At 68.6% G+C, this 15304-nt stretch carries 15 protein-coding genes; 8 read left to right on the plus strand and 7 right to left on the minus strand.

The window, feature by feature from the left end:
* The first annotated feature begins 50 nt into the window (after positions 1 to 50).
* Positions 51 to 2000 (plus strand): asparagine synthase (glutamine-hydrolyzing), encoded by a 1950-nt coding sequence (gene asnB / locus CYU59_RS15495; protein WP_292991135.1) that lies wholly within the window; start codon positions 51 to 53, stop codon positions 1998 to 2000.
* 117 nt (positions 2001 to 2117) lie between these two features.
* Here the strand turns inward: asnB and CYU59_RS15500 are convergent, their stop codons facing one another.
* Positions 2118 to 3095 carry a carbohydrate kinase family protein gene (locus tag CYU59_RS15500; protein ID WP_292991138.1) on the minus strand — a complete coding sequence of 326 codons (978 nt, stop codon included), beginning with the start codon at positions 3093 to 3095 and terminating at the stop codon, positions 2118 to 2120.
* Between the two features lie 162 nt (positions 3096 to 3257).
* Between CYU59_RS15500 and CYU59_RS15505 the strand changes: the two genes are divergently transcribed.
* A complete protein-coding gene (locus CYU59_RS15505; RefSeq protein WP_292991141.1) occupies positions 3258 to 3902 on the plus strand; it encodes a hypothetical protein in 645 nt (214 codons plus the stop codon).
* Positions 3903 to 3932: 30 nt separating this feature from the next.
* On the opposite strand, the gene CYU59_RS15510 is transcribed toward CYU59_RS15505, so the two are convergent.
* The gene (locus CYU59_RS15510; RefSeq protein WP_292991143.1) at positions 3933 to 4292 is read right to left on the minus strand and encodes an iron-sulfur cluster assembly accessory protein; all 360 of its coding nucleotides are present in this window, start codon (positions 4290 to 4292) and stop codon (positions 3933 to 3935) included.
* 61 nt (positions 4293 to 4353) lie between these two features.
* Positions 4354 to 5460, minus strand: a complete 1107-nt coding sequence (locus CYU59_RS15515) for a glycerate kinase (protein ID WP_292991144.1) — start codon at positions 5458 to 5460, stop codon at positions 4354 to 4356.
* A gap of 138 nt (positions 5461 to 5598) precedes the next feature.
* On the opposite strand from CYU59_RS15515, the gene CYU59_RS15520 reads away from it, so the two are divergent.
* The 4 genes from CYU59_RS15520 to CYU59_RS15535 are packed head-to-tail and all read left to right on the plus strand — an operon-like array spanning position 5599 to position 8558.
* Positions 5599 to 6204, plus strand: coding sequence for a DUF3043 domain-containing protein (locus tag CYU59_RS15520; RefSeq protein ID WP_292991380.1), 606 nt, complete (start codon positions 5599 to 5601; stop codon positions 6202 to 6204).
* Between the two features lie 43 nt (positions 6205 to 6247).
* Positions 6248 to 6784 (plus strand): bifunctional adenosylcobinamide kinase/adenosylcobinamide-phosphate guanylyltransferase, encoded by a 537-nt coding sequence (locus tag CYU59_RS15525; protein WP_292991146.1) that lies wholly within the window; start codon positions 6248 to 6250, stop codon positions 6782 to 6784.
* Complete coding sequence (cobT, locus tag CYU59_RS15530; protein ID WP_292991148.1) at positions 6781 to 7833, plus strand: nicotinate-nucleotide--dimethylbenzimidazole phosphoribosyltransferase; 1053 nt, start codon at positions 6781 to 6783, stop codon at positions 7831 to 7833. The genes CYU59_RS15525 and cobT overlap by 4 nt, the downstream gene beginning before the upstream one ends.
* On the plus strand, positions 7830 to 8558 hold the full coding sequence (locus CYU59_RS15535; RefSeq protein WP_292991150.1) for an adenosylcobinamide-GDP ribazoletransferase: 729 nt from the start codon (positions 7830 to 7832) through the stop codon (positions 8556 to 8558). Before cobT ends, CYU59_RS15535 begins: the two co-directional genes overlap by 4 nt.
* Before the next feature lies 1 nt (position 8559).
* Here CYU59_RS15535 and CYU59_RS15540 read toward each other — a convergent pair whose 3' ends face one another.
* Together CYU59_RS15540 and gcvT are read right to left on the minus strand one after the other, a co-directional pair.
* A complete protein-coding gene (locus tag CYU59_RS15540; RefSeq protein WP_292991152.1) occupies positions 8560 to 9666 on the minus strand; it encodes a branched-chain amino acid aminotransferase in 1107 nt (368 codons plus the stop codon).
* Positions 9667 to 9753: 87 nt separating this feature from the next.
* Positions 9754 to 10848, minus strand: a complete 1095-nt coding sequence (gene gcvT, locus CYU59_RS15545; RefSeq protein ID WP_292991153.1) for a glycine cleavage system aminomethyltransferase GcvT — start codon at positions 10846 to 10848, stop codon at positions 9754 to 9756.
* A 96-nt stretch (positions 10849 to 10944) separates the two neighbouring features.
* Between gcvT and CYU59_RS15550 the strand changes: the two genes are divergently transcribed.
* Positions 10945 to 12042: an adenylate/guanylate cyclase domain-containing protein gene (locus CYU59_RS15550; RefSeq protein WP_292991155.1), complete on the plus strand. Its 1098-nt coding sequence runs from the start codon at positions 10945 to 10947 to the stop codon at positions 12040 to 12042.
* Here the strand turns inward: CYU59_RS15550 and CYU59_RS15555 are convergent.
* Positions 12015 to 12908: a hypothetical protein gene (locus CYU59_RS15555; RefSeq protein ID WP_292991157.1), complete on the minus strand. Its 894-nt coding sequence runs from the start codon at positions 12906 to 12908 to the stop codon at positions 12015 to 12017. The two genes, CYU59_RS15550 and CYU59_RS15555, sit on opposite strands and share 28 nt — an antisense overlap.
* 90 nt (positions 12909 to 12998) lie before the next feature.
* On the opposite strand from CYU59_RS15555, the gene CYU59_RS15560 reads away from it, so the two are divergent.
* Positions 12999 to 14555: a leucyl aminopeptidase gene (locus tag CYU59_RS15560; protein ID WP_292991158.1), complete on the plus strand. Its 1557-nt coding sequence runs from the start codon at positions 12999 to 13001 to the stop codon at positions 14553 to 14555.
* Here the strand turns inward: CYU59_RS15560 and CYU59_RS15565 are convergent, their stop codons facing one another.
* Positions 14556 to 15296, minus strand: a complete 741-nt coding sequence (locus tag CYU59_RS15565; protein ID WP_292991160.1) for a hypothetical protein — start codon at positions 15294 to 15296, stop codon at positions 14556 to 14558.
* Between the last annotated feature and the right edge of the window lie 8 nt (positions 15297 to 15304).

Consider the following 15304-nt stretch of genomic DNA (forward strand, 5'->3'; position numbering starts at 1 on the left):
GCCCTGCGGCATCCGTGATCGGTCGCCGCGGTGCGGCATACTGATCGGCGATGTGTGGACTGCTGGCCTTTGTGGCCGCCCCGGCCGGCGCCGACCCGTCCGGCGGCGCGGACGCCGCGACCGAGGCCATCGCGCGGGCATCGCAGCTGATGCGCCATCGCGGGCCCGACGAGCCGGGGACGTGGGCCGGCCCCGGGGGAACCGTCGTTTTCGGCTTCAACCGGCTGTCCATCATCGACATCGCCCACTCGCATCAGCCGCTGCGCTGGGGGCCGGTGGACAGCCCCGATCGCTACGAGCTGGTGTTCAACGGCGAGATCTACAACTACCTGGAGTTGCGCGCTGAGCTCGCCGAGCAGCACGGCGCCGTCTTCGCCACCGACGGCGACGGCGAGGCGATCGTCGCGGCGTTCCATTACTGGGGGCCGGACGCGCTACTGCGACTGCGGGGCATGTTCGCGTTCGCGATCTGGGACACCTCGACCGACGAATTATTCTGTGCCCGAGACCCGTTCGGCATCAAGCCGCTGTTCATGGCGACCGGCACCGGGGGCACCGCGGTGGCCAGCGAGAAGAAATGTCTGCTGGACCTCGCCGATTTGATCGGGTTCGACGCTGGGATCGACGAGCGCGCGGTCCAGCACTACACCGTGCTGCAGTACGTGCCCGAACCCGAGACTCTGCACCGCGGTGTGCGCCGCCTGGAATCAGGCTGTTACGCCCGCATCCGACCCGGCCAGGAGCCGTCGACCACCCGTTACTTCGTGCCGCGGTTCCAGTCGGTTCCGCTGTCGCGCGGCACCGAACAGCACCGCTACGACGAGATCACCGCGGTCCTGGAGGACTCGGTGGCCAAGCACATGCGGGCCGACGTCACGGTCGGCGCGTTCCTGTCCGGAGGGATCGACTCGACGGCGATCGCGGCGCTGGCCATCCGGCACAACCCGCGGTTGATCACCTTCACCACCGGCTTCGAGCGCGAGGGATTCTCGGAGGTCGACGTCGCGGTCGCGTCGGCCGAGGCCATCGGAGCCCGCCACATCGCCAAGGTGGTCAGCGCGGAGGAGTTCGTCGAGGCGTTGCCCGAAATCGTCTGGTATCTCGACGAACCCGTGGCCGACCCGGCGCTGGTCCCGCTGTTCTTCGTCGCCCGCGAAGCGCGCAAGCACGTCAAGGTGGTGCTCTCCGGCGAGGGTGCCGACGAGCTGTTCGGCGGTTACACGATCTACCGGGAACCGTTGTCGCTCAAGCCTTTCGATTACCTGCCCCGGCCGCTTCGGCGTTCGATGGGCAAGGTGTCCAAGCCGCTGCCGGAAGGTATGCGCGGCAAGAGCCTGCTGCACCGCGGATCGCTGACGCTCGAAGAGCGGTACTACGGCAACGCGCGCAGCTTCTCCGACGCGCAACTGCGCGACGTGCTGACGGCATTCCGTCCGGAATGGACCCACATCGACGTCACGGCGCCGGTGTACGCCGAATCCGGCGCCTGGGACCCGGTCGCGCGCATGCAGCACATCGACCTGTTCACCTGGCTGCGCGGCGACATCCTGGTCAAAGCCGACAAGATGACGATGGCCAACTCGCTGGAACTACGGGTGCCGTTTCTCGATCCCGAGGTGTTCGCCGTCGCGTCCAAACTCCCGGTGGACGCCAAGATCACCCGCACTACCACCAAGTACGCCCTGCGCCGGGCGCTCGAGTCGGTCGTCCCGGCACATGTGCTCAACCGGCCCAAACTCGGTTTCCCGGTGCCGATTCGGCACTGGCTGCGGGCCGGCCCGCTGCTGGAGTGGGCGCACGAGACGGTCAACGCATCGGCCACCGACTACCTGATCGACCGGGCGGCCGTGCTGCGGATGCTCGACGAACACCGTTGCGGGACATCAGATCACAGCCGCAGGTTGTGGACGGTGTTGATCTTCATGCTGTGGCATGCGATCTTCGTCGAGCACCGGGTGGTGCCACAGATCAGCGAGCCGCAATACCCCGTCGAGCTCTAGTACTCGGCGGCGACCCGCTTCACCCGGCCTTCCGCCGCGCTTGCGATCGCCGCTAGTACTCGGCGGCGACCCGCTTCACCCGGCCTTCCGCCGCGCTCGGCGGCGACCCGCTAGGGGTTACTTCAGGATCGCGGCGATCTCGTCGGCGGCGTCGGCACCGTAGGCGTTGGCCAGCCGGGTCTTGGCTGCCGCGGCGTCCCAGGTCCATTCCTGGGTGCCGGTCGACTCCAGCACCAGCACCGCGACCAGCGAGCCCAGCTGCGCCGAGCGCTCCAGGCTCAGGCCGCCGCTGCGACCGGTGAGGAAGCCGGCCCGGAAGACGTCGCCGCCACCGGTGGGGTCGACCGGGTTGGCGTCGGGGATGACGTCGACATGCAGGGTGCTGCCGTCTTTGTCGACGATGTCGACGCCCTTGGCGCCGAGCGTGGTGACCCGCAAGCCGACCTTCTTCGCCACGTCGGCTTCGGTCCAGCCGGTCTTGGACTGCAGCAGTTCCCACTCGTAGTCGTTGGTGAACAGGTACTCCGCGCCGTCGACGAGCTTGTCGATCTCCTCGCCGGACAACCGAGGCAGTTGCTGCGACGGGTCGGCGGCGAACGGCAGGCCGAGCTCGCGGCACTCCTCGGTGTGCACCACCATCGCGGCCGGGTCGTTGGCGCCGATGATCACCAGGTCGGGCTTGCCGAGCGAGGACACCAGGTCGGCCAGCTTGATGTTGCTTGCCTCCGACATCGCGCCCGGGTAGAACGAGGCGATCTGGGCCAGGTCCTCATCGGTGGTGCAGACAAAACGCGCAGTGTGAGCGGATTTCGAGATCAGCACGTGGTCGGTGTTGACACCGTGCGACTGCAACCACTTGCCGTAGTCGCCGACGAAGTCGTCACCGGCGGCGCCGACCAGGGCCACGTCGCCGCCGAGGACGCCGATCGCGAAGGCGATGTTTCCGGCGACACCACCGCGGTGGATCACCAGGTCATCCACCAGGAAGCTCAGCGACACCTTCTCCAGGTGCTCGGCCAGCAGGTGTTCGGAGAACCGACCCGGGAACCGCATCAAGTTGTCAGTGGCGATAGAACCGGTTACCGCGATCGTCACGAAATCCACCCCTTCAGGTCCAAAGCTCGGCTAGTTGAGCCTACCGGTGGCTATGGTCGGCTCTGCAGCGCGGGCCAAGGGCCGCTAGCCTCCGTAGGACAACCTCGCGGCGGCCTGACTCATCCAGAGCCGCGCAGACTTGCAATCCGAGGAGACCCGTTTATGCCTGGTCCGTACCCGTCGGACCACCGAGCGGGCGCCGACGGATCACCGCTCACCGACACCCATCCCAGCCAACCCATCCCGGCCCCGCCGGGGTTCGCGCCACCACCGCCGGGCCCGGTGTACCCGCCCGCGCCGCCGCCGCTGCCCTATCCGAAACCCCGTCGTCGGCGGCTGCTGGTCGGGAGCGCGGTCGCACTGCTGGTGATCGCCGCAGCGACCGCGGCGATCCTGTACGCCTCGCACCGCCCTCCGTCGGCAGCGGCCGGTGCGTTCTCCGATTCGACGGCCACGGCCGCCATCCAGGGCTATCTGGACGCCCTGCAGCAACGCGACACCGAGACCATTTCCCGCCATGCGCTGTGCGGCATCTACGACGCCGTACGCGACCGCCGATCCGATCAGGCGGTGGCCAAACTGAGCAGCGACGCGTTCCGCAAGCAATTTTCCGATGCGCGGGTGACGTCGATCGACAAGATCGTCTACTGGTCGAACTATCAGGCCCAGGTGCTGTTCAGCATGCGCGTCCAGGAAGCCAACGGCAGCAGCGCACGCAGGGAGGTGCAGGGCGTGGCGCAACTACTGAGTCAGCACAACCAAGTTCTGGTGTGCTCGTATGTACTGCGGACCGCCGGTCTGTACTGAGGCGCTAGGTGACTGAGGCGCTGGTGCGCGTCAGTTGAACGAGTCGCCGCAGGCGCAAGAACCGGTGGCGTTCGGGTTGTCGATGGTGAAACCCTGCTTCTCGATGGTGTCGACGAAGTCGATCGAGGCGCCCTGGATGTAGGGCGCACTCATCCGGTCGACCGTCAACGTCACGCCGCCGAACTCCACGGTGAGATCGCCGTCGAGGGTGCGGTCGTCGAAGAACAGGTTGTAGCGCAGACCGGCGCATCCGCCGGGCTGGACGGCGATGCGCAGCGACAGGTCGTCGCGGCCCTCCTGGTCCAGCAGCGACTTGGCCTTGGCTGCCGCAGCATCGGTCAAGATCGCGCCGTGGGTGGTGGCGGTTGCTGACTCGTCCTGAACAGTCATTGCTTCTCCCTGTAAGTACTGGTCTCTGGGTGGGCTCGCGGTAGCGAGTTGGCCCACCTCCTCAAAGGTACCTTGTCGCGCCGCTATTCCCGAGTCGTGCCGCGACCTCGGAGGCCAGCCCGATCAGCTGGTTGGCGGCATCGGCCAGCGCCAGCCGCACCGAACCGGCGTGATCGGAAATCGAGGCGGCCCCCAGAACGCCGGCGGACTGGAAGGTCGCCTCGTCCAGCATCACCTGACCGGCCAGCACCACCACCGGTACCTGCGCAGACCGTGCCGCTGCGGCGAGCGCGCCGACCACCTTTCCGCGCAGCGACTGCTCGTCGAACTTGCCCTCCCCGGTGATCACCAGGTCGACGGCGGCGAGGTCGGCGGCCAGGCCGGTGCGCTCGGCGATGATCGCCGCGCCCGACTCGCTTCGCCCACCCAGCGCTAGCAGCGCCGCACCGATCCCGCCGGCGGCCCCGGCCCCGGATTCTGCGCTGACCAGCCGCCCGGCTGCAGCATCGAGCTCGCCGGCCCACTGCTCGAGGCGTTCTTCCAGGGCGGACACCGTGGCTGGATCGGCACCCTTCTGCGGACCGAACACCCGGGCCGCGCCCCACGGCCCCAGCAGCGGGTATTCAACGTCACACGCCGCAGTCAGCTCGACCCCAGCCAGCCGCTGCCGGGCCGCCGACAGGCCGCCGAGCTCCTCGACCAGCCCACGACCGCCGTCGGTGCAGGCCGAGCCACCCAATCCGACCACGATGCACGCGGCGCCCGCTTCCAGTGCGGCGGCGATGAGCTGGCCCACGCCGCGGCTGTGCGCCGCGAGTGCGGTCCGCGGTGTCGGCGGCCCGTCGAGCAGCGCCAGCCCGCAGGCCTGCGCGCATTCAAGGCAAGCGGTTCGCGACGACGCATCCCACACCCAGTCCGCGAGCACGTCGTCGCCCAACGGGCCGTGCACACGCAGGTGTCGCCGTTCGCCCGATCGGCCGGCCAAGACGTCGGCAAACCCCGGGCCGCCGTCGGACTGCGGCGCGACGACGATGCGGTCACCGGGACGCACCCGGTTCCAGCCCGCCGCGATGGCGGCGGCCGCCTGCACCGCGGTCAACGAGTCACCGAAACTGTCCGGAGCGATCAGCAGCCGCAGGTCGGGCGCAGGGTGTGCCGGCCCACTCATCTCAGCAACACTAGGGCGGTTCGACGATTGCGCCCTGAACCCGGCCGTTTTCCAGACGATCGGCCGCGAAGTAATCTAGCGGTCGTGAAACTGCTGGGCCGGAAGAACAATGACGAACCGGGCGACGCGTCGCCCCCGGTGGTTGCCGTCGAGGTGCCCGATGCCCGCGCCCCGCAGACCACCGCGCCCAAGGGCCGGCCCACGCCACGGCGCGACGCCGGGCGCCGGGGTCCGGTCGCGCCGGCACCGATGACCTCGTCGGAGGCGCGGGCCCGGCGGAAGTCGTTGGCGGGACCCAAGCTCAGCCGCGAGGAACGCAAGGCGCAGAGCGCTGTGCGCCGCGCTCAGACGAACGAGCGACGCGAGCGCATGATGAACGGCGACGAGCGGTATCTGCTGTCACGCGATCAGGGACCGGTCCGACGCTATGTCCGCGATATCGTCGACGCCCGCCGCAACGTGCTCGGGTTGTTCATGCCGTCCGCGCTGGGCTTGATGTTCTTCATGTTCGCCATCCCCCAACTCCAGTTCTACGTGTCGCCGGCGATGCTGTTGCTGATGGCCGTGATGGCGCTTGACGGACTCCTGCTGGGCCGCAAAGTCACCCGGCGGGTGGACGAGAAATTCCCCGAAGACACCGAAAGTCGTTTGAAGCTGGCGCTTTACGCAACCAGTCGAGCGTCACAGCTGCGCCGGATGCGGGCGCCGCGACCTCAAGTCAAGCACGGCGCCCGTGTCGATTAGGCCACGCCGGGCCATGCGCTCGCCGCGGGGCGACTGATCCACGGTGCGGACCCTGGTGCTCGGCGGAGTCAAGTCGGGAAAGTCGCGGTGGGCGGAGGCAGTGATCGCCGAGTCCGCGCCGGCTGATCAGCAGGTGCGCTACCTGGCGACCGGCAGTTCCACCGACTCCGATCCGGCCTGGCGACGCCGGGTCGACGAGCACCGCGACCGGCGGCCACGGCACTGGTCCACCGTCGAAACCGACGACGTGGCACAGCAATTGCGGCGATCGCCGACCACGCCGACGCTGGTCGACGATATCGGCGGCTGGTTGACGGCGGCCCTGGATCGGCGCCGGGCCTGGGAAGGTGGTTCCATCTCCGCTGATCTCGACGAGTTGGTGACCTCGGTGGCGGGTTTCCGCGCGACGCTGGTGCTGGTCAGCCCCGAGGTCGGGCTGACGGTCCACGCCGCCACCGCGTCCGCCCGCCGGTTCATCGACGAGACCGGCGCCCTCAACCAGCGCCTCGCCGTGCTGTGCGACCGGGTGGTGCTGGTGGTGGCCGGTCAGCCGATCGCGATCAAGCAGCCCGGGGTATGACGATGTTCGCGCCGGTCACGCCACCCGACACCACCGCCGCGGCGGCCGCCCGGGCCCGCCAGGACGAATTGGCCAAACCCCGCGGCGCGCTCGGCCGACTCGAGGATCTGTCGGTCTGGGTGTCGTCGTGCCAAGGGCATTGTCCGCCAACCCAATTCGACCGCGCCCGGATCGTGGTGTTTGCCGGCGACCACGGCGTTGCGCGGTCCGGGGTGTCGGCCTATCCCCCAGAGGTCACCGCCCAGATGGTCGCCAACATCGACGCCGGCGGGGCTGCGATCAACGTGCTGGCCGGCATCGCCGGGGCCACCGTGCGCGTCGTCGACCTCGCCGTGGATGCCGAACCGGTGTCGCCGCAGATCGGCGCGCACAAGGTACGACGCAGCAGCGGCGATATCGCCGTCGAGGACGCGCTCACCGAGCAGGAGGCCCGCGCCGCGATCGACGCCGGCCGGCAGATCGCCGACCAAGAGGTCGACGCGGGCGCCGACCTGCTGATCGCCGGCGATATGGGCATCGGAAACACTACTGCGGCAACGGTTCTGGTCGCGGCGTTGACGGGCGTCGAGCCGGTCGTCGCGGTCGGTTACGGGACCGGGATCGACGACGCCGGATGGATCCGCAAGACCGCCGCCGTCCGCGACGCGTTGTTCCGCGCCGAGCACGTGCTGGCCAGCCCGGTCGCCACCCTGCAGTGTTGCGGCGGAGCCGATTTGGCGGGCGTCGCCGGGTTCTGCGCGCAGGCCGCGGTGCGTCGCACCCCGGTGTTGCTCGACGGCATGGTCGTGACGGCCGCCGCGCTGATCGCCGAGCAACTCGCGCCGGGCGCCCGACTGTGGTGGCAGGCCGGCCACAGGTCGACCGAGCCCGCGCATGCACTCGCGTTGGCTCGCCTCGGCCTGGATCCGATTGTCGACCTCCAGATGCGGCTGGGCGAGGGCAGCGGCGCCGCGGTGGCCCTGCCGGTGCTGCGGGCCGCGGTGGCCACGCTGGCGTCGATGGCGACGTTCTCCGAGGCCGACGTGACAGACCGCCCGTCACCGCCGTGATCGGTGCGCTGGCAGCGGCTTTCGCGTTCGAGACGGTGATCCCGGTGCCCGGCCGACGACCGTTCGGTCGCGGCGCCATGGCCGCCGTGCCGGTGGTCGGCGCCACGCTCGGAGCGCTGGCCGCGGCGATCACCTGGGTGGGTTGGTGGGCGTTCGGCTCGGCCAGTCCGCTGTCCGGGTTGCTCGGCGTGGCCGCCGTCCTGATGCTGACCCGGGGCCTGCACGTCGACGGGGTGGCCGACACCGCCGACGGGCTGGGGTGTTACGGGCCGCCCGAGCGCGCGCGCGAGGTGATGCGTGACGGGTCGACCGGGCCGTTCGGTGTGGCCGCCGTCGTGGTGGTGATTGTCGTTCAGGCGCTGGCGTTTTCGGCGCTGACACCAGTCGGTATCGTCGTGGCCGTCTGCGCCGGCCGGGTGGCGGCGGTACTGGCCTGTCGCCGGGGGTTACCGGCCGCTCCCGGCAGCGCGTTGGGCGCGGCCGTTGTCGGCAGTCAACCGCTACCGGTCGTCGCGGCCTGGGTCGCGGCGTTGCTGGCGGCGTCGGCGGCATCGGGTCACCCACTGTGGCAGGGGCCGATCGCCGTGCTGGTCGCGCTGACGGTGTCCGTGCTGCTGGTCCGCCACTGTGCGCGACGCTTCGGCGGTGTCAGCGGCGACGTGCTCGGTGCCGCAATCGAATTGACGACGACTGTCGCTGCGATCCTGCTGGCGGTCCGGGCCTGAGTCAGCCCAGCCGTGACATCCAGCCGTGGGTGTCGGCGAAGGTGCCGCGCTGGATTCCGGTGAGCGTGTCACGCAGTGCCATCGTCACCTCGCCCGATTCGCCGTCGCCGATGGTGAATTCGTCCTCGCCGTATTTCACCTGCGCCACCGGCGTGATGACCGCGGCGGTGCCGCAGGCGAACACTTCGGTGATCTCGCCGTCGGCAGCCTTCTTCTGCCACTCTTCCATGTCGATCTTGCGCTCTTCGATGGCGAATCCCGCGTCGGTCGCCAACTGCAGCAACGAGTCTCGTGTGATGCCCGGCAGAAGCGAGCCGGAAAGCTCCGGTGTGACCAGGCGGGCCGACCCACCGCTGCCGAACACGAAGAACAGATTCATGCCGCCCATCTCTTCGATGTAGCGGCGCTCGACGGCGTCCAGCCAGACCACCTGCTCGCAGCCCTTTTCCGCGGCCTCGGCCTGAGCGACCAACGAGGCGGCGTAGTTACCGCCGAACTTCGCAGCACCGGTGCCACCCGGGCTGGCCCGCACGTAATCCGCTGAGACCCAAACCGTCACCGGCTTGATGCCGTTCTTGAAGTAGGCCCCGGCCGGTGAGCCGATCACCATGTAGCGATACTGCTTTGCCGGGCGGACACCCAGGCCGGGTTCGGTGGCGAACACGAACGGCCGCAGATACAACGACTCCTCACCGCCGGCCGGCGGAACCCACTCGTGGTCGACGGCGATCAGTTGCCGGAGCGATTCGAGGAACAACTCGTCCGGTAATTCGGGAATCGCGATCCGCTGCGCCGATGTCCGCAGCCGCGCAGCGTTGGCCTCGGCGCGAAACGAGACGATCGACCCGTCCGCCCAGCGATAGGCCTTGAGGCCCTCGAAGATTTCCTGCGCGTAATGCAGCACGATGGCCGAGGGGTCCAGTTCGATCGGCCCGTACGCCGTTACCCGCGCGTCGTGCCAGCCCCGGTCCTCGGAGTAGTCGAGCGAGACCATGTGGTCGGTGTGGAACTTGCCGAATCCGGGGTCGGCGAGGATCGCATGCCGCTCGTCATCGGTGGCCGGATTCGCGGCGGGAGACACCGTGAACTCGAGGACTCCGCTGCTCATCGGCGTCGCTCCTGCGGGCCTTTCCGGATCGCACTGCCCTGTCGATCTGCGTCGGCGCTGGTCATCAGGTGATTGTATAGCCGGGCGCTAACGAGTTTTCGCCTCGACGAAGGGCGGCTTCACGACCTCGCACTCGATCCCGCGCCCGCGAACGTCGACCGTGACGTGCTGGCCGTCTTCGATCCCGGCGTCGACGTCGACGAGCGCCAGGGCGATACCGATCTTCAACGTCGGGGAGAACGTGCCGGATGTGGTGACGCCGACGACAGCGTCGCCGTTCAGGACATTGAGGTCGGGTCGCAGCACACCGCGACCGACCGCGCGCAGTCCGCGCAGCAGCCGCGGCGGGCCGGATTCCTTCTCGGCAAGCAGCGCGTCCCGGCCGAAGAAGGCGTCCTTCTTCCAGCCGATCGCCCAGCCGCAGCGGGCCTGCAGCGGCGAGATGTCCGCCGAGAGTTCGTGACCGTGCAGCGGATAACCCATCTCGGTACGCAGCGTGTCGCGCGCCCCGAGGCCGGCCAGCTGCCCGCCGGCCCGCTGCACCGCGGGCAACAACGCGTCGAAGACCACCTCGGCGGAGTCCCAGGGTGGCAGCAGCTCGTAGCCGGATTCGCCGGTGTAGCCGCTGCGGCACACCCGCACCGGCACGCCCTCCAGGCTCGCGTCGGCGTAACCCATGTAGTCCATCGCGGTGGGCAGGCCCAGGCTTGCGAGCACCTCCGACGAGCGCGGCCCCTGCACGGCCAGCACGGCAAACGACCGATGCTCGTCGGTGACGGTCACCTCTGCGGGCGCCGCACTCTGCAATGCGGCGACGACGGCCGCGGTGTTGGCGGCGTTGGGCACCAGGAAGATTTCGTCGGGGTCGACGTAATAGGCGATCAGGTCATCGATGACACCGCCGGATTCGTTGCAGCACAACGTGTATTGCGCCTTGCCCGGCTCGATGCGATTGAGGTCGTTGGTCAGCGTGGCGTTGGCGAACCGGGCGGCGCCGGGGCCTTTGATCAATGCCTTGCCCAGGTGGCTGACGTCGAACAGCCCGACGGCGTTGCGGGTGGCGGTGTGCTCGGCCACGGTGCCGGCATAGGAGACCGGCATCAGCCATCCGCCGAATTCGGCGAAACTCGCGCCGTGTTCGCGGTGACGCTCGGCCAGTGGTCCGTGCAACAGATCGCTCACGACATTTCACCCTATGCGAGTCCTGTCTAGCTGCCCGCCTCCTCCCCCTCCGCCAATCGGAAGGCAGCGTCGCCGGCGGGCTGGCACACTGGGCCGGTGGTCGATTCGCCGGACTTCGAGGCCATCGAGGCCGCTGGGATCGCCGATCCACGCGAGCGGGCCGGCCTGCTCGCGTACCTGCTAAGCCTCGGTTACTCGGTGGACGAAATGGCCGAGGCCGAACGCAATGGGCGGCTGTTCGGGCTGGCCGGTGACATGTTGCTGCGGTCCGGTCCGCCGGCCCACACGCTGCGTAGCGCCGCGGAGTCGATCGGCGTGAGCGTGCAGGACGTCGAGTACGGCTGGTCCATGCTCGGCCTGACCGTCGCCGACGCGGACGCGCCGATCTTGAGCCAGGCCGACGTCGACGGCCTGGCGACGTGGGTCGCGATGCGCAGCGAAATGGGTGACGACGCCGCCGACGGCTTCCTGCGGGTGCTCGGTGCGTCAGTCGCCCGACTCGCCGAGGCGGCGTCGTCGATGATCCGGACGAGCACCCCGCAGATGTGGCTCGGCTACACCGGTGACGAGTTGGCCACCGCGCAGGCCTACCACAAGGCCGCCGCGTTCATCCCCCGCATCGGGGCGATGATCGACGCGATCCACCGCCACCATCTGGTGAGCACCCGGACCTTCATCGAAGGCATGGCTCGCGGCCCGTCGGCCGGTTTGGAATGCGGCGTCGGGTTTGCCGACCTGTCCGGCTTCACCGCGCTGACGCAGGCGCTCACGCCCGCCGAATTATCGGCTCTGCTCAACGAATTCGGCGCCACGGTCAGCGACATCGTGCACGCGGACGGCGGACGGATCGTGAAATTCATCGGCGACGCGGTGATGTGGGTCAGCGCGGAACCGGAACGGCTGGCGCGTGCGGCGCTCGACCTGGTCGACCACCCGCGCGCCCGCGAAGAGGGCCTGCAGGTTCGCGCCGGGCTCGGCTTCGGCGAGGTCCTGACATTGAGCGGCGACTACTTCGGCAACGCGGTCAACTTGGCGGCGCGCCTCGTCGCTGCCGCGGCGCCCGGACAGATCCTCATCACCGAGGACGTCTACAAGCGCATCCCGGATTGGCCCGTGGTGGAGCAGGAGCCGTTGCAGCTCAAGGGTTTCGACGCGCCCGTCGTTGCCTACGAGCTGGGTCGCTCCGCGGATTGAGGCTCCACATAGGCGACTTCGACTCCGGTCTGCAAAGACAGAGCCGAGCTCTGAGCCACCAGCAGGGCCGCGAAAATCCCTACCCACAGCCATGCTTGGGCGGGAGCGAGATGGGCGGACGGATTTCGCGCCGGTAGCGCCGTCAACGCGCACACCACGTCGCCGACCACCACCGCGACGGTGACGTACGGCAGAGCGGTCCGGAACTTCTGCACCCGCGCACTCGACCCCGCCGCCGAGCCGCGCCTGGCACGTCCGATCCACCAGATCGTCGCGCACACCACCAGCACCGTCAGCGCGATCGGCAACCCGAGTTTGTTGGCGTCACTCCACAACGGCTCTAGAGGCTCCCGGGTTTTCTTGTCGGCCAGGGCCAGCGCCAGATCCGACAGCGCCGCCTCGATGAAGAACACCGCGATCGGTGGAACCAGCACTGCGACAATGAAAACGCAGTGTCTGGCCAGGGTCTCCGCCGAACCCGATACGAACTGCACGACCGCATACAGCAGCATGTAGACCGAGGCGACAAACGATATGGCGCCCAGCAATTCCGCCGACGACGCCCGGCCGCCGGTGAGCGAGCAGCCATTCTCGCCCGCCAGCAAGCTGTACTGGATCGCCGACAGGAATAGTCCGAGGAAAGCACTCATCAGCGCGACCCCGGTCAGCGACTCGTGCTCGACCTCCTGCGTTCCGCGCGGTTTGCCATCGCCGCGGCGCCGGTAACCGCGGTCGAGCACCAGGTTGATGACCACGAACGCGAACCCGGCCAGGACACCGGCCAGCTGCGCGTAGTTGCGCGCCACGATCGATATGTCAAAGCCGGTCCACAGCACGCAGGAATCGGCCATCTGTCCCGTCGGCATCGCCGAAATAGTAGTCGCACCAACGCCTTGAGCAGGGGTGAAACACGGGCGGCGGGCGGCCGAATACGACGGTCGTTAGGGTTGACATTTGTGAGCACCCAACCCGGTTACCTTGCCCCTGCTGTCTCCGTCGCTGCGTCGCTGCCCCGCCGCGGTGCAAAGTCGGCGGTGCTGGTCATCCCGGTGGTGTCGTCGGGTCCCGAGGACGTCAACGACGAGCCGGGCGCCGCGGTTGCGGCCGCGGATCCCTTCCTGCCCAAAGAAGCGGTCACCGAAATCGCGGACGGGCTGCGGGCACTGAACGCCACCGGCGCCGTCGAGCAGGTGCACCGCCTGGTGGTGAAGTCGTTGCCGGTCGCGAGCGTGCTCACCGTCGGACTCGGCAAGCCGCGCGACGAGTTCTCGGCGGAACTGATCCGGCGGGCGGCGGGGTCAGCGGCCCGGGCGTTGGGCGGCGCCGAAGCCGCGATCACCACGCTGGGCGCACTGCCGGGTGACGGTGTGCTGGAGGCAGCGGTCGAAGGGTTGGTGCTGGGCGGCTACCGCTTCACCGCCTTCCGCACCGACAAGACGGCGCCGAAAGACCCGGGCCTGCGCAGCATCACGGCGCTGTCCACCGACAAGGCCGCCAAGGCGCAGGCCGCACACGGCGCGGCGGTCGCCACCGCCGTCGCCACCGCGCGCGATTTCGTCAACACCCCGCCCAGCCACCTTTTTCCTGCCGAATTCGCCAGCCGTGCAAAGGCTCTGGGTGAATCAGTCGGACTGGAGGTCGAGATCCTCGACGACAAAGCCCTGCAGAAGAACGGCTACGGCGGCATCGTCGGCGTCGGGCAGGGCTCGTCGCGGCTGCCACGTTTGGTGCGGCTGTCGCACCGCGGGTCGCGGCTGGCCAAAAAGCCCAAGCAGGCCAAGCGGGTCGCGCTGGTCGGCAAGGGCGTCACGTTCGACACCGGCGGCATCTCGATCAAGCCGGCCGCCTCGATGCATCACATGACGTCCGACATGGGCGGGGCGGCGGCGGTGATCGCGACCGTGGCGCTGGCCGCGCAACTGGATCTTCCGATCGACGTGATCGCCACCGTGCCGATGGCCGAGAACATGCCGTCGGCGACCGCCCAGCGTCCCGGCGACGTGCTGACCCAGTACGGCGGTATCACCGTCGAGGTGCTCAACACCGACGCCGAAGGTCGGCTGATTCTGGCCGACGCGATCGTCCGGGCCTGCGAGGACGATCCCGATTATCTGATCGAGACCTCGACACTCACCGGCGCGCAGACGGTCGCCCTCGGCGCGCGCACGCCGGGGGTGATGGGCAGCGAAGAGTTCCGCGACCGGGTGGCCGCGATCTCCCAGCAAATCGGCGAGAACGGCTGGCCGATGCCACTGCCCGACGAATTGAAAGACGACCTCAAGTCGACGGTGGCCGACCTGGCCAACATCAGCGGTCAGCGGTTCGCCGGAATGCTGGTGGCCGGTGTGTTCCTGCGCGAGTTCGTCGCCGACGGCGTCAACTGGGCGCACATCGACGTGGCCGCGCCGGCCTACAACACCGGCGGCCCTTGGGGTTACACGCCCAAGGGAGGTACCGGTGTGCCGACCCGCACCATGTTCGCGGTGCTGGAAGACATCGCAGCGAACGGCTAGCTAGCCGCCGACCGACGGCCGGCTGAACCACCGGACTTTCTGCTGCCAGGAGTAGGCCGAGGTGACCGCGAAACCGGCACCGCAGCCGCAGGCGAAGAACCAGACCAACGCCGCGTCCACCGGGCCCTGGATGGCCGGCACCAGCGCGGTGATGATGCGCACCGAGCAGGCCATCATGCCGCTGCCGCAGGCCAGCAGATACAGCGTGGCGATGGTCGTCGAGCGAGGGTCTTTGCGCAGGACAAGCATGGCGCGGAAGCCGAAGCCGAGCAGGTAGATCAGGGTGCCGCACAACAAAATCCAGTAGACGCTCAGCCAGAAATCGGTGGGCAACGCGAAGAAGTCTCGGGCGTATGTCTTGCTGCCGCGGCTGAGGGTGAAGGTCGCCAGCAACAGCGGGATGCAGAGCGTGGCGGGACGCTCGACATATTGCTTGAAGGTTTTCTGCAGCAGGTGATCGTCAGTGATACGACCCAGGGCGTTGTACACAATTGCCGAAGCCGCAACGACGTAGCAGTCGTGCCCGAGGTAGTTCTGTAGATTCCACACGCCGGTGAGGTCGTGTAACACCACACCGAGGGTGTCGGCGGCCAAGGGAGACATCAGGGCGACGGTCAATCCTTGCAGCGCGATGTTGAGCGTTGCCGCTACCTCCCAGCGGCAATGCCAGGTGACCCTGCGGATCCAGAGACTCCAGCCGATGCACGCCAGGGTGATGATGATGAGAGCGGTAAGTGCCACAGCAAAAC

The organism is Mycobacterium sp. (genome assembly GCF_002863225.1).
In the GTDB taxonomy this organism is placed as follows: Bacteria; Actinomycetota; Actinomycetes; order Mycobacteriales; family Mycobacteriaceae; genus Mycobacterium.